The following is a 16,344-nucleotide window of genomic DNA, read 5'->3' on the forward strand; positions in this document are numbered from 1 at the left end:
CCCATATCTGCGCAAACATTCCCATCACCTTTCGCCGTTATTTCACCGGATCGTATCCGCCACGAGAGTACGGATGGCAACGGAGCACTCGCCAGAGACTCAAAAGGAGACCCCTCCAGAGCCCATACTTCCGTAGTGCTTCCCGGGCATACTCAGAACATGTAGGCTCGAAACGGCAGCTCGGAGGAAAAAGAGGAGAGATGTATCTCTTGTACCACACGAGTATCCGGTCAAGACCCCGTACCAGGGTTTCTTCGATCCTCACCTAATTTCTCCACCCTTTCAAGAAGGTCCCCCATCCAGAGGACAAGGGAAGCGAAATCAACCGAGGCCACGCTCTCATCCCCAATGAAGAAAAGGTCGAAGGGTTTGTCCTTCCAAGTGGGGTAGTAGTGCACTCGAAAGGCTTCTCGCAGTCTCCTCCGGATACGATTCCGGCACACCGCTTTCTTGCTTCGCCCTGCAAAACACACCCGAACCGGCCCTGTCTCCCGCCGGTAGAAAAAAAGACGGACAGGGCCACAACTTGCCCGCTGTCCTTCTTCAAAAAGCCGTGCGAAATCCCTTTGCCTTGTGAGGGTTTCCATCATACGGTGAGGCGTTTCCGGCCCTTCTTCCGCCTCCGACGGAGGACTTCCTGTCCTCCCTTGGTCTTCATTCGTGCTCGAAAGCCGTGCTTCCTTTTAGCTCGCAACTTATGGGGTTGATAGGTCCTCTTCATAGATTCTGCTTCTCCTTTCACGAGGCGTGCTGTGGTATCATTATATTGCAAGGAGGTACTACGGTCAACAGAAGGTTACTCGAAGACCTACGATATGCCTGAGCTTCCAGAAGTCGAGGTTCTCCGGAGAGAGCTTGAGCCGGTTCTTTTAGAGAAAAAGATTTGTAGAGTTCACCTCTGGGATCCTCGCCTGAGGCTTCCAAGAGAGGAGATAGAAAGTAAAACTGTTGCCGCCTTAGAGCGTCTCGGGAAATACCTCCTTCTTGCCCTCAGAGAGGGAGGCTTTCTCGTCTTCCACCTTGGCATGACGGGGCAGTTTGAGGTGACCCGGGAAGACTTTCCCCGCCGGCACAAACGGGTAAGCCTTATGCTTTCCTCAGGAGAATACCTTCTTTTCCTTGATCCGAGGAAATTCGGGAAAGCTTTTTTCCTTGAGAACAGGAAAATTTTAGAGGAGGAGCTCGGTATCGATCCCCTCTCCCGAGATTTCACCTTCGAAAACTTTACCGCCCTCCTTCGAGGAAAGAGACGTCTCAAAGACTTCCTCCTTGACCAGAGGAAGATTGCGGGTATCGGCAACATCTACGCCAGCGAGATTCTCTTCCGGGCCCGCCTCCATCCTGAGCGCTCGCTCTCATCCCTCACCCAGGAAGAGAAGGAGCGCCTTTTCTTTAGCATTCTCGGGGTCCTTGAGGAAGCCATTGCTGCGAAGGGGACGACCATTCGGGACTTCCGCCGCCCCTCGAAGGAAACGGGGAACTTCCAGGACTTTCTTCTCGTGTACGGAAGAGAGCACTGTCCCAATTGTGGGGGAAGTATCATTCGAAAGACCATTGGCTCCCGGAACACGTACTTTTGTCCCCGCTGCCAGGGGTAAGTCCTGCTACTAAAAGAGGCTGCCCCCAAGATGGAACGACGACCCTGTGGTGATCCTGCGAACGAGGCCTCGGAAAATGCAGCGGGCCTTTTCCTGATCTGGCACACTCCTAAAAGCAACTCCTTGACAACTCGCCCTCCTTCTCCTATAATGCTACTAAAATGATAATTTTTATAGCTTTTGGGAGGGATTGACGATTCGTCTCTCAACGCGTTCCCGATACGGGCTTCGGCTCATGATAGACCTTGCCCTCTCCTACGAGGAAGGGGGATTCGTATTCCTGCGGGACATAGCCAAAAAAGAGGAGATTTCGGAGAAGTACCTGGGGCAACTCATCATCCCTCTGCGCTCGGCAGGACTCATTGCTTCAAAGCGGGGAGCTGAAGGAGGGTACCAGCTCGCAAGACCCCCAGAGACAATCACAGTCCTTGAGGTGGTTGAAGCCCTTGAGGGGAAAACGGTCATCGTGGATTGCCTGCGGGATGAGGGGTTCTGCACCCGGGCGTCAGGATGTGCTGCCCGGGAGGTCTGGCAGAAACTCCAGAACGCCATTGTTGAAACCCTTGGGAATATTACCCTTGCCGACACGGTACGCATCGCTAAGGAAAAATCCCGATTCCCGGACTATGTCATCTGAGAGGAGTGCCTATGAAGGCCGTTGGGCTTGTTTCAGGAGGACTTGACAGTTCCATAGCGATTGCCCTTATTCGATCGCAGGGGATTGAGGTCGTCGCCCTGAACTTCGTGAGTCCCTTTTTCGGACGAAAGGGTTTCCTGCGAAGGACGATGGAAAAACTCGGGGCAGAGCTCCGGGAGATTTCGGTCGGAGAGGAGTACCTCGATATCGTGAAGAACCCTCGCTTTGGGTATGGGAAGAATCTCAACCCCTGCATCGACTGCAAAATCTTCATGCTTCGAAAGGCAAAGACCATTATGGAGGAAGAGGGGGCAAGCTTTGTCTTCACGGGTGAAGTCGTGGGGCAACGCCCGAAGTCCCAGATGCGGGATACCCTGCGGCTCATCGAAAGGGAGAGTGGACTCTTGGGGCTTCTCCTCCGTCCCCTCTCGGCAAAACTCCTTCCACCAACCATTCCTGAGAAAGAAGGGTGGGTAAAGCGGGAGGAACTCCTGGGCATTTCCGGGCGAGGGCGCAAAGAGCAGCTTGAGCTGGCAAAGCGTTTCGGCATCGAAGAGTACGCAACCCCGGCAGGAGGGTGTCTCCTCACCGATCCCATTTTCTGCGAGCGCCTCAAAGACCTCATGGAACATGGACCGTTCACTTTCGAGGAGATCGAGCTTCTGAAGCTGGGGAGGCATTTCCGCCTCCATGGGGGATACAAGCTCATTGTGGGACGAGACGAGCGGGAGAACAAGGCGCTCTTTTCCCTTGCAAAACCTGGGGATCTCCTCTTTTCCCCTCAAGGCGGGAAAGGACCCTGGGGAGTGGGGAGAGGTTCTGCCCGCCCTGAAGACGTGCATCTTTCCGCCCAAATCATTGCTTTCTACACCAAGAACGGGGCGGAGAAAACACCAGTACTCGTTCGGGACCTTGAAGGAAGTTCCGAGGTTCTGGAGGTCCCAAAGTGTGGGGAACAAACTCTCGGAGCATTACGCATACCAAAGGGGTGAGAACGTGTCGGGAATGGGAACTTCGTACGTTGCGCAAGGTGTGGAGAACTCCAGTGGGTTGCCGAGGAATTCCTTTTTCTGTGTCCTTCCTGTGGCGAGGTGCTTGACCCATTCGTGACTTTCAAAGAGGGGGAGGACCCATGCGCATTGCCGAGGACATTACAAAGCTCATCGGTAACACTCCTCTCGTATACCTGAGTAAGCTCGCCCGAGGGTTGCCGGGAAAGGTTGCGGCAAAACTCGAGTTCTTCAACCCCTGTGGAAGCGTCAAGGACCGAATCGCGGTATCGATGATTGAGGAGGCCGAGCAGCAGGGACTTCTCGGCCCGGAATCGACGGTCATTGAGCCTACAAGTGGCAACACCGGCATCGGCCTTGCTTTCGTCTGTGCCCAGCGGGGATACCGTCTCATCCTCACTATGCCTGAAAGCGTCTCGGTGGAACGGCGGAAGATTCTTGCTCGCTTTGGGGCCGAAGTGGTCCTCACCCCGGCGGAAGAGGGCATGCGCGGGGCGGTACGGAAGGCTGAGGAACTCTGCGCACAGATTCCTCGTGCCTTCATGCCCCAGCAGTTCAAAAATCCGGCCAACCCTAAAATCCATCGGGAAACCACAGCTGAAGAAATCTGGCGTGACACCGACGGCCAGGTCGACATCCTCGTGGCAGGGGTCGGAACGGGAGGAACCATTACCGGAGTCGCCGAAGTCATAAAGAGGCGAAAACCTTCTTTCCGGGTCGTAGCGGTGGAACCGGCTCGTTCACCGGTGCTCTCGGGGGGCCAGCCTGGGCAGCACAAAATTCAAGGAATCGGAGCAGGCTTCGTCCCTGAGGTCTTGCGTCTTGAACTCGTTGATGAGATTCTCCAGGTAACGGACGAAGCAGCCTTTGCCACCGCCGAGCGCTTGGCCAAGGAAGAGGGAATTCTTGCAGGAATTTCATCCGGTGCCGCAGCCTGGGCAGCCTTAGAAGTGGCCAGAAGACCTGAGAACGAAGGAAAACTCATCGTTGTGGTCCTTCCGGACACCGGAGAACGGTACCTCTCCCTATGGTGAGGGAAAAACTCTCTGTCCTTGAGAGAATTCTTGAGTCCTTAGGGCACGCTCTTGTAGCGTACTCAGGAGGTGTGGATTCGACTTTCCTCCTTTTCGTTGCCCGACGCATCCTTGGGGAAAATGCCCGGGGAGTCCTTATCGACACGCCCCTCCTCCCTCCTCCTAAAAAAGAGGAGGCCCTCAAGACCTCCCGTGTCTTAGGGTTCCCCGTGGAGGTTTTTCCTGTGGACATTTTTGAGGACCAGAACGTCGTGGCCAACGGGCCAGAACGCTGCTACTTCTGCAAGAGGTACCTTTTCTCAAAACTCCTTGCCCGAGCCGGAAAGGCAGTGCTCTGTGACGGAACCAACGCCGAGGATCTTGGGGAACTTCGCCCCGGCCTTCGAGCCAAAGAGGAGCTCGGTGTCCGCTCGCCCCTTGCGGAAGCAGGGCTCACAAAGAGAGAAATCCGGGAGCTTTCCCGGGAGTTTGGCCTTCCCACCTGGGACAAGCCCTCGTACTCGTGCCTTGCCACCCGCATTCCTCAGGGAACAAGGCTCACCCAGGACCTTCTTGATCGAATAGGAAGACTTGAGCATTTTCTCGAAGGACTCGGGTTTTCCGGCTTTCGGGTCCGCCACCACGGTTCCATTGCTCGGCTGGAGTTCGAGGAAAAAGACTTCTCTCTTCTCCTTGAGCCCGAAAAAAGGCGCAGAATCCTCGAGGAATTCCAAAAAGCCGGGTACCGCTTCGTCACCCTGGACCTTGCGGGGTACCAGAAGGGGAGCATGGACAGAGAGGTATGAAGAAACGTGTGCTTGTAGCGATGAGCGGAGGGGTGGACTCCTCCGTTGCATGCCTTCTCCTCAAAGAAGCTGGCTTTGAGGTCGTAGGGGTAACCATGTGCCTTGGAGAGGGCCGCTGCTGCGGGGCAAAGGCTGTAGAGGATGCCCAGGCGGTGTGCCGGATGCTCGGGATTCCCCACTTTGTCCTTGATTTCTCAAAGGAAATGGAGGAGGTAATCATTGCAAACTTCGTCACCGAGTACAGCCGGGGCCGGACCCCTAATCCCTGCATCCTCTGCAATCGCCACCTGAAATTCGGGAAGCTCCTTGCCCACGCCAAAGCCTTAGGGTGCGATTTTCTCGCCACCGGGCACTACGCCCGTAAAGAGGAGCAAAACGGCAGGTACATCATCAGGCGCCCGAAGGACCGCAGAAAGGACCAGACGTACTTCCTCTCTGCTACCCCAAGAGAGACTCTCCCTTATCTTCTCTTTCCCCTCGGGGACTACACGAAAGAAGAGGTGCGTGCAATGGCCAGAAAGGCTCGCCTTCCGGTGGCGGAAAAACCTCAAAGCCAGGACCTCTGCTTCATCCCGGGGGGGAACTACCGGGAACTCCTCACCAGGTACTTGGGAGAGGAAAAACCCGGGGATATCGTCACAAAAGATGGACGGGTTCTCGGGAAGCATCGAGGCATTTTCCACTACACCATCGGGCAGCGGAAAGGACTCGGGATACGGGCACCGTACCCTCTCTACGTCATTGCCATACGCCCGGAGCGGAACGAAATCGTCGTGGGGAGACGGGAAGATCTTTTGAGTTTTGGGCTTTTGGCCTCGTCCTGCAACTGGCTCCTTGAGGATATTCCTGAGGAAGCCCTTGTTCAGGTCCGCTACCAGCATCACCCCCGGCCCTGCCGGGTGCGACGGTTAGATGGCGACGCGGAAATCTCCTTTGACGAACCCGTGGAGATGGTTACCCCGGGACAGATGGCGGTACTCTACAGTGGAGATGTCCTCCTTGGAGGAGGAATTATCGAGGAGGTTTGGCACAATGCAAGTTGTCGAGCGCATTCGGGAACTGAAAAAGAGAAAGAACGCGGTCATCCTTGCCCACAACTACCAGCTCCCTGAAGTCCAGGAAGTGGCAGACTTTGTGGGTGATTCCTTAGGCCTGAGTATTGCGGCGCAGAAAACCCCCTGTGACATCATCGTCTTCTGCGGAGTTTACTTCATGGCCGAAACGGCGAAAATCCTCTCCCCGGAAAAGAAGGTCCTCATTCCCGACCCCGAAGCGGGATGCCCCATGGCTGATATGCTTCACCTTGAGGACCTCAGGGCTCTCAAGGAAAAGTACCCCAATGCGAAGGTTCTCTGCTACGTGAACACCCATGCCGTCGTAAAAGCAGAGTGCGACCTCGTGTGCACCTCCGCTAACGCCGCTAAAGTAGTCGAGCGGGGGTTTGCCCAAGAGGAGGAAATCATCTTCGTTCCCGACCAGTACCTCGCCCAACACGTGGCCTCAAAACTCAAGAGAAACTTCATCCTTTTCCCCGGGTACTGCCCGGTACACGTGTCCATTACCGAAGACCATATCCTCAAGGCGAAAGTTCTGCATCCTGAAGCCTTAGTCCTTGCCCATCCTGAGTGCCGTCCTGAAGTTCTTCGCCATGCCGATGAGGTCCTCTCCACTGAAGGCATGTGCCGGTACGTCGCCGCATCCCCACACAAGGAGTTCATCATCGCCACTGAAATCGGCATCATCCCCCGCATGGAAAAAGAAAATCCGGGGAAACGGTTCTTCCCCGCCTTCGAGGGTGCTATCTGCGAGAATATGAAGAAAACCACTCTCGAGAAGGTCCTCGCCTCGTTAGAAGAGGAAATCCACGAGGTTACCCTTCCTGACGAGGTTATCGCCAGGGCGAAAAGAGCCATTGAGCGAATGCTCGAATTCTCACGGTGAGGGAAAAAGAATCCCCAGACGCCTCAGGGCTGCAGAAAGAATCGCATCTTGAGGTCCTCGAAAGAGTACAGAACCCCCTATCCACATGGGTGATAATCTCCCGGCCCAAGAATGAGCACCGCGTCGAACATATTGCCGTCATAGGGGAGCCTTCGAGTGTTTCTTCTTTGGAACTGTACTGCCAATCCTTCACGCCTCGCCGCGGCTTTGGTGCGCTGAATTAGGGAACGGGAGCGGTCCAGGCCAAAGACATTTCGAAATCCCCGACGGGCAAGCTCCAGAGAATGCCGTCTATGCCCACAGCAAAGGTCAAGAATCGTGCTCTCGGGGGCAAGGGAGAGGGCCTCTACAAAGTAGTCGACTTCTCTCCGCGCCACCTCAATATCCCCAACCACGTCCCCGCCAGTCTTGAGGTAGAGGGAATTGAAGAGACGCCACCACCAATCAGGTTGAACGTGAGAGACCTCAAAGAGCGAGAACGGCCATTCCGTGGGCGGGTAGACACACGATGCTCACCAGGGTCCTCCTTCATCCCCGAAATCCCTCCAGAGAGAACGTTTGAGAAATTGTACTCCGAAAGGAAACCAAGGGATTAAAAAAATTTTTTCCTCTCTCTAAAGGTTTTCCAAATCCTGCCGATAAAAAGAGATGAGGGAATGAAAGGGCAAACTCTCCGAAAGGGGAGGACGCAAAGCCGAAGGCCTACGGCGCAAAAAGCGCTACGGCGGCTGGGCTGCCAAGTCCCGGGCGCGTCTTCCTCCCTCGGAGGGGAAGCCAAAGGGGTGAGAAGACGTGCGGAAGAGATTCACGCTCTGGGCACTCTCTGGGCTTGTCCTCCTTACGATTCTCGTTGCCGGATGTTCCACGGTTTCTCTCGGGGAGAGGCCCATCTCTTCTCCGAGCAAGGTCAACGGCAAATTCGTCGAGTACTCGACAGAGCGAATCCTCCTTGATGTTCCTTTCCTCCCCCAGGTTCCCCCCGGCGACTGGTCGAATACGAGAAATTGCGGTGTTGCCTCAGCGGTCATGATTGCTGCGTACTTTTACAACACCACGCCTCTTCCCGAGGACATAAAAGAGGCGGTGGATTGGCTCCATGCACGATTCAACCTTCCGGTCAACGGCTACAACGGCGATTACACAAATGTCTTCCAGATTCGGGCCTACCTCGAAAGCCGGGGTATTCCGGCTCGCATCGGCATGGGGAACCTTGGAATTTTGCGGAAGTTCTTAGAAGAGGGGAAGCCGGTTCTCGTTGCCGTGTTCGCCAACATGAACCCCGGAGGGGCAAAACACGCCATGGTCGTCGTGGGGATGGATAGCACCTCCATCTACGTCCACGATCCGGGGAAACCAAACGGTGCCTTCAACAGTTACCCCATCGGGCAATTCCTCGCTGCCTGGGAAGAGCAGGGGAACTGGTACGTGACCATTGAGTGATCAGAGAATGTCTTTGAGGTACACCTCGAGGTCCTTCTCTGAGAGCTCGTGGCGTACTTCGTGGACAATTTTCCCCCGGCGGTCGAAGAAAACGTTGTGAGGAACCCAGGAAACGTTGTAGAGCCTCACGACCTGTGTTTCCTGGGTATCAATGGCCACCGGATAGGTGAGCCTATTCTCCGCAACGAAGTGCTTCAGGGCTTCCTCAGTGCTCTTCCCGATGTACCCGACCCCAAGGACCACAAGACCTCTATCCTTGTACCTCTGGTACACTGCTTCAAGAACCGGAGCCTCGTTCCAGCAGTGGGAGCAGGAGGGAGTGAAGAAGACAAGAATTACCGGTTTCCCCAGGTACGTCGAGAGATGCACCTCTCCACCCCCAAGGAGAGGCAAGGTGAAATCCTTCACCCGCATATCTACAGGTGCACCCGTAGGAAGCCAGCCGCATCCCAGAGAGAGAACAAGGAAAACACCCACAGTAAGGAAAAGGGCAAGAAGGATGCGTCTATTCATAGCTCTCCTCCTGAATCCTGACGACGTCTCCGGTAACAGCTTCAGCAAGGGCAAGCATTTCAAGGACCCGGGGGTCTTTGAGGTACAACCTCTTTGCTGGACCCTGAACCTCTTCCCCTATGATTCCCGCCATCCGGAGAACCTTCACGTGGCGAGAAAGGTTCGTCTTGTCAATGGGGAGGAACCTCTCAATCTCGCACTGGCAAAGAGGCCGTTCCGCCACCATCTTGATGATGGCAATACGCCACCGACAGGAAAGGGCTTTGAAGAAATCCTCGACTCCCATAACGCCTCCCCTTTTTGTACGCACGGGGTTACGCGAAGTTTCAGGGAACCCTGCGGAACCCCGTGCGTACAGTTCGACGTGAAAATTTCATTCTCCCGCTGCGGCCTTCTCGCGGAGCCTCCTCAGCGTTGCCACGAGCTCCTCTTTTGAGGGGAAGGAGAGAGCTCCGGTAGGACAAAAAACCGAGCAGCGGTCGCATCCCACAACACAGTTGTAAGGGTTCTTCACGACGACCTTGTCGCCCTCTTTGGCGAACACGTCATTAGCACAGAAATTCAAGCATTCTTCGCATCCGATGCACTTTTCCGCATCAATGGTAGGGTACCAGGGAATGTCTTCTCTCTTGATTCCCGGAAAAGGGCTCTGGGAACTCATAGTCATTCCTCCTCAAGGGCCTTCTTCAGCTCTTCAAAAACCTGGTCGGTTCGCTTAAAGCTCAGGGAAATGGGACGGAAGGTGGACTCATTCATAGGGACACCTGCTCGGGCGTAGCCATCCCGGAGGAGCTTTGTCTGCTTCTCTTCCTTGCAGGCGAGAACGTAGTACTTCGTGCCGTCGTTCTTCAAGAGATTCTCCATGAGGGCTTCGCCGTTCGTCTCGCACAGGCGAGGATGCATGACGAGGAACTCGTGAGGAAGCTCCAAGCGAATTCGCTCGGAAAGCTCCCAGAAATTGATGTCCTTCATGCTGGGACAGGCACCACTGCAGGTACACATGAGAATGGCCTTCTTGGGCATTGCCATCGCCTCCGCTTTGTTTATTTGTTGCACAATTGTGCAACAAATAAACAAGGAAGTCAAGGGCTTTGTTTGGGTTCACATCACGGTGGAGCGCCCTGCGAATCCGCTTTGGAACCCTGGCGGACGGTGGAAACACCTGGTGCTCAACGGGATGAGAAGGAACGCAGAAAGAGCGGTTGCTGGTATAATCAGTGTGGGTTTGGTGTACTTTCGGGCTGATTCAGATAGAAAGGAGGGTACAGCCTTGGTGTACGATCCCTTTGGACAGGGATTATCCCATGACTGGAGGCTTGAGGAAGCTGTCAAGAGGGGAACGCAGCGAGCCCTGGAGGAGGTTCGGGAAGCTTTCCAGCGAGAGCTCGAGCAAACGATTCGAAGGTTCCGTTCAAGACCAGATCTCGACGACGAACTGTACGAGGAGTTAGGCTTCATGAGGGCAGCTCTCGCCGGGAGGGACAGGATTATTGCTTCTCTCGAGGAGGAAATTGAAGGGTTACGGGATGAAATCCGGGAGCTCCGGAAGGGTGAAAGCGTTGCAAGGAAGCAAATTCTTGGTCTACAGAGTAAAATGGAAACCCTGATTGAGGAGAACACCAATCTGAAGAAAGAAATCTCAGAATTGCAGAAAGAAATAGAAAAACTTAAGAAAAAGAGTACTGACTGAGATCCCCGAGTGTAGAAAAAATCCTCACTCGACCGTTACGCTCTTTGCCAAATTCCTCGGCTGATCCACATCGCACCCCTTCTCCAGGGCAACGTAGTAGGCGAAAAGCTGTAACGGTACCACAGCAAGGAGGGGACTGCAGGGCTCAAGAGTTCTGGGAATTTCGATGACGTAATCTGCTTTCTCGAAGACCTCTCTGTCGCCTTCATCACAGAGGGCGATGACTTTCCCACGGCGGGCCTTGATTTCCTCGATGTTCCCAAGGACCTTGAGACGACGTTCTCCCTGACCCACAAGAACGAAACTCGCCACATCAGGTTCAATGAGGGCAATGGGACCATGCTTCATTTCCCCTGCCGCAAGGCCCTCGGCGTGGATGTAGGAAATTTCCTTGAGCTTCAGCGCTCCTTCAAGGGCAAGGGGATAGTAGAACCCTCGACCAAGGTAGAGGAAATCCTTGAAGAGGTAGAATTCTCTCGCGAGGGCATGGATTTCCTCCTCCTTCCCAAGGAGCATATGGAGCTTTCGGGGGAGCATGGGGATTTCTGAAAGAATCGAGGAAAGGGCCTCAGGGGGAAGGGTTCCTCTCCTTGCGCCCCAAAAAAGGGCAAAAAGCAAGAGCACGGTCATCTGGGCGAGAAAGGCTTTCGTTGAAGCAACACCAATCTCAAGCCCTGCCCGGGTGTACACCGTAAAGTGGGCAAGGCGGGTGAGAGAGCTTCCCAGGACGTTGCACACCGCGAGGACCTGTGCCCCCTTTTTCCGGGCAAGCTCCACCGCCCGTAGGGTATCGGCCGTTTCTCCCGACTGAGAAATGGCCACAACCAGGGTCTTCTCGTCCACCAGAGGGTCCCGGTAGCGGAATTCCGAAGCGTACTCCACGTCCACCGGAAGACGCACGAAATCCTCAAGGTACATCTTCCCCAGCATTCCCGCGTGGCATGCGGTCCCACAGGCAACAACCACAACCCTTTCGTAGTCTCCAGAAAAATCCTCGAGTTCCTCAAAGACAACCTCGCCCCGTGCCAAATTCACCCTCCCTGCAATGGTATCCTCGAAAACCCGGGGCTCCTCGTGAATTTCCTTGAGCATGAAGTGCTTGAAACCCCCGCGTTCGGCACTCACCGGATCCCACGGAACGGTTACAGTTTTTCTCTCGAGCCTTTCCCCCTTTTCGGAAAAGATTTCCCACCCTTCCTCGCTCACCCGGACGATTTCCCCGTCCTCGAGGAAAACCGCTTGCCTCGTATGCTCAAGGAAAGCAGGAACATCTGAAGCAAGGAAGCACTCTCCCTCCCCGACCCCAAGAATGAGGGGGCTGAATTTCCGAACGCCGTAGAGGACCCCTGGTTCATCGGCAAAGAGGATGCACAGTGCGTACGAACCTTCAAGGAGGGGGAGGGTCCGCAAAATCCGCTCAAGAGGTGGTCCATCCCCCTCAAGGAGATGCGCAATGACCTCGCTATCAGTCTCAGAGAGAAACCGGTGTCCTTCAGCAACGAGCCGCTCCCGGAGGGCCCGGTAGTTCTCGATGATACCGTTGTGGACAAGAGCAAGGGTTTTATGGCAATCCGTATGGGGATGGGCATTGTGGTCGGCAGGAATCCCATGGGTCGCCCAGCGGGTATGGCCTATGCCGCAGAGAGCTTCAAAGGTCTTTCCCCTGAGTTCCTCTTCAAGGAGAGCGATTTTCCCGACCCTGCGGACCACACAGATGGTGTCTCCCTCAAGGAGTGCCACCCCTGCAGAGTCGTACCCTCGGTACTCGAGGCGCTTCAAGCCTCCAAGAAGGATAGGGAGGGCGCTCCTCTTTCCAACGTAACCGATGATGCCGCACATGCTGCTCACGCTCCTCTCCCCCATTATACTGAAAAGTAGAAGAGGGGATGGTAAGAAGGTCGCTTTTCGGGTAGAATATTTTTCGGAGAGGTGGCCGAGCTGGACGAAGGCGCTCGACTCGAAATCGAGTAGGCAAGTGAGAGCTTGCCTCGTGGGTTCGAATCCCACCCTCTCCGCCACCTACACCTCAAGAATCACCCAGACAAAACTCTCTGGGTTTTGCCGTTCCCCACCCTGCCCCTGTTTCCCTCTATACCGGAATTACCAGAGGATAGATAGCATTCCTGAAGGGGCCTTTTGTCCTTCTCCCTCTGTACCAGGGGAGCGCCTGAGGGATACTGGACTTGTAGAGTGTCCCACATGATGTGAACCGAAACACTTGCAAAGTTAAAGTAGAGGTGATAGCATTTTGGTAGTTTCAGGCTGTTTTCCAGCATAAGGGAGGGGTACCATGGAGCAGCCTGCGAATCGAGAGAGAGAGAGAGAGAGAGAGAGAGAGAGAGAGTCACCCAAGGGGTGATCTGGTATCTCTCCTCTCTTTCCTCAACGATGTTGTCTCGAGAAACGCCGTAGAATACACCGATACCCTCATAACCATCCTTCAAGAGGACCCTCGCGACATCGTCCGCGAAGCAGTAGTTGATGCCCTGAAGAAGCTTCGGGACCCTTCCATGCCCGAAAAGGTGGTTGCTCTCTTCTGTTCCCCAGACCTTTCCCTCCGGAATGCTGCAGTTGCCATACTGGCCAGCCAGTGGCAGGCTCCCCTTGAGGTTCTGGCTCGCAGCTTGAGAAGCCCCAACAAGCACATTCGAAAACTTGCCCTTGATGCCCTATACGCTCTTGGAAATCCTATCGCTGTGGATATCATCGCCGAGGCCCTGGAAGACGAAGACGTAAACAACGTCATCGCCGCCATAGAGTACATTGCTGAGCTCGGAGGACGTAAGTACACGGGACAGATACTCGAAATCCTCCAAAAAGCCGAAGATCCTTTCCTCATTGCCACCTGCTTCGAGGCGCTGGGAAAACTCGGTGATTCCCACGCCACGAAGGCTGTACAGGAGCTCTTCCCAAATCCGGCAGAGCTTCCAGAATTCCTCATCCCCTCTTACCTTCGCTTCGTGGCTGGCTGCGGAAGTCGAGAACACCTCCCCAAAGTATGTTGCCTCGTCACAAGGTGGGGGCAATTGTTCTACAAGGAAATTCTCGACGCTCTCTCAGCCCTCCTCACAAGAAGTGACACCATTGACCCGTCGGAGCAGCAAACAGTGGGGGATTGCCTCAAGGAAATGCTGCAATTTGCCATACCTTCGCCGAACAAGTACGAGATCCTGCTCCTCCTTGCCCGAATAGACCGAGAAGGAGTTATCCACGAGGTACAGGCATTTCTGCAGAGCGACGATCCCCTTCTCCGCATTGCCGCTCTTGAAGTCATTGCCGAGGCAGAAATCACCAGTTTCCATGATGCCGTACAGGCGCTCCTTGCTGCTGAGACCAACGAGGATGTACGTCAATGCGCACAATACGTCCTTGAAAGGCTGGGTAGAACGACGTGATATTCGGATTTCGGGAATTCCGTGAAATCCGTGATTACATTTACGCAAGAACAGGAGTACACATAGGGGACCAAAAGGTTTACCTTCTCAAGCGGCGGGTCGAAGAACGCCTGAAGGCCCTGGGGCTTTCCACAGCAGAGGAGTACATTGCCTATCTGAAGTGCCGGGATGGTTCGGGGAAAGAGTTCGAAGAACTCATTTCGAGTGTTACGGTAAACGAGACGTATTTCTTTCGAGAATTCCCCCAGCTGCAAACCTTTGCTGAGTGGTGTCTCCCGGAGATTGCAGAAACCAGAAAATCAGGCCGCATTCGTATCCTCTCCGCGGGGTGCTCCACGGGCGAGGAACCGTACACGCTTTCCATCATTTGTCAGGAGATGCTCGATCCGCCTCACAACTTCTCCATTACCGCCGTTGATATCGATTACCGGGCTCTTGAGAAGGCAAGGCAGGGTATTTACGATGAGCGGTCCGTACGAGATGTGCCCAGGGTGTACCTTGAAAAGTACTTTGTGAACACTGGCAAGGGCTTTATGGTAAAAGATGAGGTTCGGCGCTTCGTCACCTTCCACAAAGTGAACCTCAACGACCAAAGAGCACTTCTTGCCCTGGGAAGAGATTTTGATTTTATCTTCTGCCGCAACGTCCTCATTTATTTCTCCGACGACTCTCGAAAACAAGTCGTTGAAGCATTCTACGCGATGATGAATCCAGGAGGATACATCTTCCTTGGCCATTCGGAATCCTTGAGCCGAATTACCAGCGCCTTCGAACTCAGAAGAATGGGAGAGAGCCTCGTGTACCGGAAACCGTTGAAGGAGCTGGTGCGGGAATGGTGAAGGTGCTAATTGTCGATGATTCGCCCACAACCCGGAATTTCCATGCATACATCCTCCGAAGTGCCGGGTTCACCGTAGTAGACGCCTCAGACGGGGCTGAAGCACTGGAAAAACTCTACACCGAGGAGGATATCGCCTGTGTCATTACCGACCTCAACATGCCCAACATGGATGGCCTCACGTTCATCCGCAGGGTGCGGCAAGAGCCCCTTTTCGTGGATTTACCCATTATCGTAGTCACAACCTTAGACGAGGCTGCAGATCGAAAAGAGGGCATACGAGCTGGAGCAAATTTCTACCTCACAAAACCAATTCAACCATCCATTCTTGTGGAAAGCGTGCGGATTGCCATAGGAGGTTGATCCTCGTGCGCTTTTCCCCTGAAGACGTGGAAATCCTCATGGGAGTTCTCGAGGAAGCTCCAGATTACCTCTCGAACCTCGAGGAGCAGATTCTTGCGCTTGAAAAAAGCCAAGAGGAGGAATTACTAAATTCAATTTTCCGTTCTTTCCACTCTCTCAAAGGTATTGCTGGCTTTGCAAGTCTTACGCCCATCGTGGAGGTGTGCCACCAGGCTGAGGACCTGATCAAGGAGCTCAAGAGTGGAAAAAGAGCGAAAAGCTCTGCACTAATTGATGCCCTCCTGAGGGCTGCCGATTTCGTAAAACAGGTACTCGACTGCCTGAGAAACGCCACCGCAGGGTACTCGGGCGGTACTCTTGAAGTGGACGTTGAGGGCCTTGGAGAGAAAGAAGTGCTGGCAGAAATTGAACGGGCCACCCAAGAAAAACCTGGGGAATCCTCCCCTGTCATCGACCAGGCTTTTGCCGAAGAAACATTCCACGATTTCCTGGCAGAGCTCGAAGAAAATCTCACCCACGCCGAGGAAGCGCTCCTTGCACTTGAGCATTCACCGGAGAGTGAAAAAGTCGACGCGGTAATGCGTGCTTTTCACAGCATTAAGGGAGGAGCTCGCCTTATTCTCAGTCTTGCCCCCCAAGATGCGCAGGCAAAGCTCCTTCGCTCTATCGAAGAGACCGCTCACCGTCTCGAAGACCGCTTTCAGGAAGTTCGGGAAGGAAAAGCTGCCGTCACCGAGGAGATTTGCGACGAAGCCTATCGAGGCCTTGACCTTCTACGGGAACTCTCCCGTCTTCTGAAAGCTGGGGAATCCAGTACGCCCGAAGAAACCATACACGCCCCCCTTGGGCTCCAAGGGGAACAGCGTCCTGCAGAAAAACAGGCACGAACTGAGCCGAGAAGCGGAACCTTTGAAGCTTTCTGCAACATTATGGAGCAGTTCCTCGAGTTTCTGGAGGACAAACTCCATTCCCCATCCCTCGTAGAAGGAGAACTCCAGCGGCTCGCAGAAGCGGTGCAAAAGGGCCTTGTGCGTCTTGGTCGGGAAGAGAGCATCCCCCTTGTCATGGCAGTCCTTGAGAAAAGTAGAGAAAATGACATA

Annotated in this window: 23 protein-coding genes, 1 tRNA gene and 1 riboswitch; of the genes, 14 read left to right on the forward strand and 10 right to left on the reverse strand. The window is 54.4% G+C overall.

Annotated features, from left to right (window positions below; all coding sequences use genetic code 11):
- Positions 1-37 precede the first annotated feature (37 nt).
- Genes yidD through rpmH form a run of 3 tightly spaced genes read right to left on the reverse strand, consistent with a single transcriptional unit; the run spans position 38 to position 721 of the window.
- Positions 38-265: a membrane protein insertion efficiency factor YidD gene (yidD, locus tag H5U36_00670; protein ID MBC7216702.1), complete on the reverse strand. Its 228-nt coding sequence runs from the start codon at positions 263-265 to the stop codon at positions 38-40.
- Complete coding sequence (rnpA, locus tag H5U36_00675) at positions 231-590, reverse strand: ribonuclease P protein component (protein ID MBC7216703.1); 360 nt, start codon at positions 588-590, stop codon at positions 231-233. Before rnpA ends, yidD begins: the two co-directional genes overlap by 35 nt.
- Positions 587-721 (reverse strand): 50S ribosomal protein L34, encoded by a 135-nt coding sequence (gene rpmH, locus H5U36_00680; protein MBC7216704.1) that lies wholly within the window; start codon positions 719-721, stop codon positions 587-589. Before rpmH ends, rnpA begins: the two co-directional genes overlap by 4 nt.
- A 94-nt stretch (positions 722-815) precedes the next feature.
- Between rpmH and mutM the strand changes: the two genes are divergently transcribed.
- The 7 genes from mutM (at position 816) to nadA (ending at position 7,005) form a co-directional block, all read left to right on the forward strand.
- A complete protein-coding gene (gene mutM / locus H5U36_00685; protein ID MBC7216705.1) occupies positions 816-1,598 on the forward strand; it encodes a DNA-formamidopyrimidine glycosylase in 783 nt (260 codons plus the stop codon).
- A gap of 196 nt (positions 1,599-1,794) precedes the next feature.
- Entirely contained in the window at positions 1,795-2,235 is a 441-nt protein-coding gene (locus H5U36_00690) for an Rrf2 family transcriptional regulator (GenBank protein MBC7216706.1), read from the forward strand.
- Between the two features lie 11 nt (positions 2,236-2,246).
- Entirely contained in the window at positions 2,247-3,227 is a 981-nt protein-coding gene (locus tag H5U36_00695; GenBank protein MBC7216707.1) for a tRNA 4-thiouridine(8) synthase ThiI, read from the forward strand.
- A 140-nt stretch (positions 3,228-3,367) separates the two neighbouring features.
- Positions 3,368-4,279, forward strand: a complete 912-nt coding sequence (gene cysK, locus H5U36_00700) for a cysteine synthase A (GenBank protein MBC7216708.1) — start codon at positions 3,368-3,370, stop codon at positions 4,277-4,279.
- Positions 4,273-5,064: an ATP-dependent sacrificial sulfur transferase LarE gene (larE, locus tag H5U36_00705; GenBank protein ID MBC7216709.1), complete on the forward strand. Its 792-nt coding sequence runs from the start codon at positions 4,273-4,275 to the stop codon at positions 5,062-5,064. The genes cysK and larE overlap by 7 nt, the downstream gene beginning before the upstream one ends.
- The gene (gene mnmA / locus H5U36_00710) at positions 5,061-6,176 is read left to right on the forward strand and encodes a tRNA 2-thiouridine(34) synthase MnmA (GenBank protein MBC7216710.1); all 1,116 of its coding nucleotides are present in this window, start codon (positions 5,061-5,063) and stop codon (positions 6,174-6,176) included. The genes larE and mnmA overlap by 4 nt, the downstream gene beginning before the upstream one ends.
- Positions 6,097-7,005 carry a quinolinate synthase NadA gene (gene nadA, locus H5U36_00715; GenBank protein ID MBC7216711.1) on the forward strand — a complete coding sequence of 303 codons (909 nt, stop codon included), beginning with the start codon at positions 6,097-6,099 and terminating at the stop codon, positions 7,003-7,005. Before mnmA ends, nadA begins: the two co-directional genes overlap by 80 nt.
- A 77-nt stretch (positions 7,006-7,082) precedes the next feature.
- Here nadA and H5U36_00720 read toward each other — a convergent pair whose 3' ends face one another.
- Positions 7,083-7,400, reverse strand: coding sequence for a class I SAM-dependent methyltransferase (locus H5U36_00720; GenBank protein ID MBC7216712.1), 318 nt, complete (start codon positions 7,398-7,400; stop codon positions 7,083-7,085).
- A gap of 258 nt (positions 7,401-7,658) precedes the next feature.
- A riboswitch (cyclic di-GMP riboswitch) is annotated at positions 7,659-7,746 on the forward strand.
- A 51-nt stretch (positions 7,747-7,797) separates the two neighbouring features.
- Between H5U36_00720 and H5U36_00725 the strand changes: the two genes are divergently transcribed.
- Positions 7,798-8,445 (forward strand): C39 family peptidase, encoded by a 648-nt coding sequence (locus H5U36_00725; protein ID MBC7216713.1) that lies wholly within the window; start codon positions 7,798-7,800, stop codon positions 8,443-8,445.
- Here H5U36_00725 and H5U36_00730 read toward each other — a convergent pair whose 3' ends face one another.
- The 4 genes from H5U36_00730 to H5U36_00745 form a co-directional block, all read right to left on the reverse strand.
- The gene (locus H5U36_00730) at positions 8,446-8,958 is read right to left on the reverse strand and encodes a TlpA family protein disulfide reductase (protein ID MBC7216714.1); all 513 of its coding nucleotides are present in this window, start codon (positions 8,956-8,958) and stop codon (positions 8,446-8,448) included.
- Positions 8,951-9,244: a winged helix-turn-helix transcriptional regulator gene (locus H5U36_00735; GenBank protein MBC7216715.1), complete on the reverse strand. Its 294-nt coding sequence runs from the start codon at positions 9,242-9,244 to the stop codon at positions 8,951-8,953. The genes H5U36_00730 and H5U36_00735 overlap by 8 nt, the downstream gene beginning before the upstream one ends.
- A gap of 87 nt (positions 9,245-9,331) precedes the next feature.
- Entirely contained in the window at positions 9,332-9,619 is a 288-nt protein-coding gene (locus tag H5U36_00740; GenBank protein ID MBC7216716.1) for a ferredoxin family protein, read from the reverse strand.
- A gap of 2 nt (positions 9,620-9,621) precedes the next feature.
- Positions 9,622-9,981, reverse strand: coding sequence for a hypothetical protein (locus H5U36_00745; protein ID MBC7216717.1), 360 nt, complete (start codon positions 9,979-9,981; stop codon positions 9,622-9,624).
- Between the two features lie 250 nt (positions 9,982-10,231).
- On the opposite strand from H5U36_00745, the gene H5U36_00750 reads away from it, so the two are divergent.
- Positions 10,232-10,648, forward strand: coding sequence for a hypothetical protein (locus H5U36_00750; GenBank protein ID MBC7216718.1), 417 nt, complete (start codon positions 10,232-10,234; stop codon positions 10,646-10,648).
- A 24-nt stretch (positions 10,649-10,672) separates the two neighbouring features.
- Here the strand turns inward: H5U36_00750 and glmS are convergent, their stop codons facing one another.
- A complete protein-coding gene (gene glmS / locus H5U36_00755; GenBank protein ID MBC7216719.1) occupies positions 10,673-12,487 on the reverse strand; it encodes a glutamine--fructose-6-phosphate transaminase (isomerizing) in 1,815 nt (604 codons plus the stop codon).
- An 84-nt stretch (positions 12,488-12,571) separates the two neighbouring features.
- On the opposite strand from glmS, the gene H5U36_00760 reads away from it, so the two are divergent.
- Positions 12,572-12,666: transfer RNA gene (locus tag H5U36_00760), tRNA-Ser, on the forward strand.
- Between the two features lie 15 nt (positions 12,667-12,681).
- On the opposite strand, the gene H5U36_00765 is transcribed toward H5U36_00760, so the two are convergent.
- A complete protein-coding gene (locus H5U36_00765; GenBank protein MBC7216720.1) occupies positions 12,682-13,092 on the reverse strand; it encodes a hypothetical protein in 411 nt (136 codons plus the stop codon).
- Positions 13,093-13,158: 66 nt separating this feature from the next.
- Here H5U36_00765 and H5U36_00770 point away from each other — a divergent pair, with 66 nt between their 5' ends.
- From H5U36_00770 to H5U36_00785, 4 genes are all read left to right on the forward strand, one after another.
- Positions 13,159-14,043 carry a HEAT repeat domain-containing protein gene (locus H5U36_00770; protein MBC7216721.1) on the forward strand — a complete coding sequence of 295 codons (885 nt, stop codon included), beginning with the start codon at positions 13,159-13,161 and terminating at the stop codon, positions 14,041-14,043.
- A complete protein-coding gene (locus tag H5U36_00775) occupies positions 14,040-14,882 on the forward strand; it encodes a protein-glutamate O-methyltransferase CheR (GenBank protein MBC7216722.1) in 843 nt (280 codons plus the stop codon). Before H5U36_00770 ends, H5U36_00775 begins: the two co-directional genes overlap by 4 nt.
- Complete coding sequence (locus H5U36_00780; GenBank protein ID MBC7216723.1) at positions 14,876-15,244, forward strand: response regulator; 369 nt, start codon at positions 14,876-14,878, stop codon at positions 15,242-15,244. The genes H5U36_00775 and H5U36_00780 overlap by 7 nt, the downstream gene beginning before the upstream one ends.
- Before the next feature lie 5 nt (positions 15,245-15,249).
- A partial coding sequence (locus H5U36_00785) for an Hpt domain-containing protein (protein MBC7216724.1) occupies positions 15,250-16,344 on the forward strand: 1,095 nt, incomplete at its 3' end.

It is taken from the genome of Candidatus Caldatribacterium sp. (assembly GCA_014359405.1).
GTDB classification, from domain to species: domain Bacteria; phylum Atribacterota; class Atribacteria; order Atribacterales; family Caldatribacteriaceae; genus Caldatribacterium; species Caldatribacterium oleiphilum.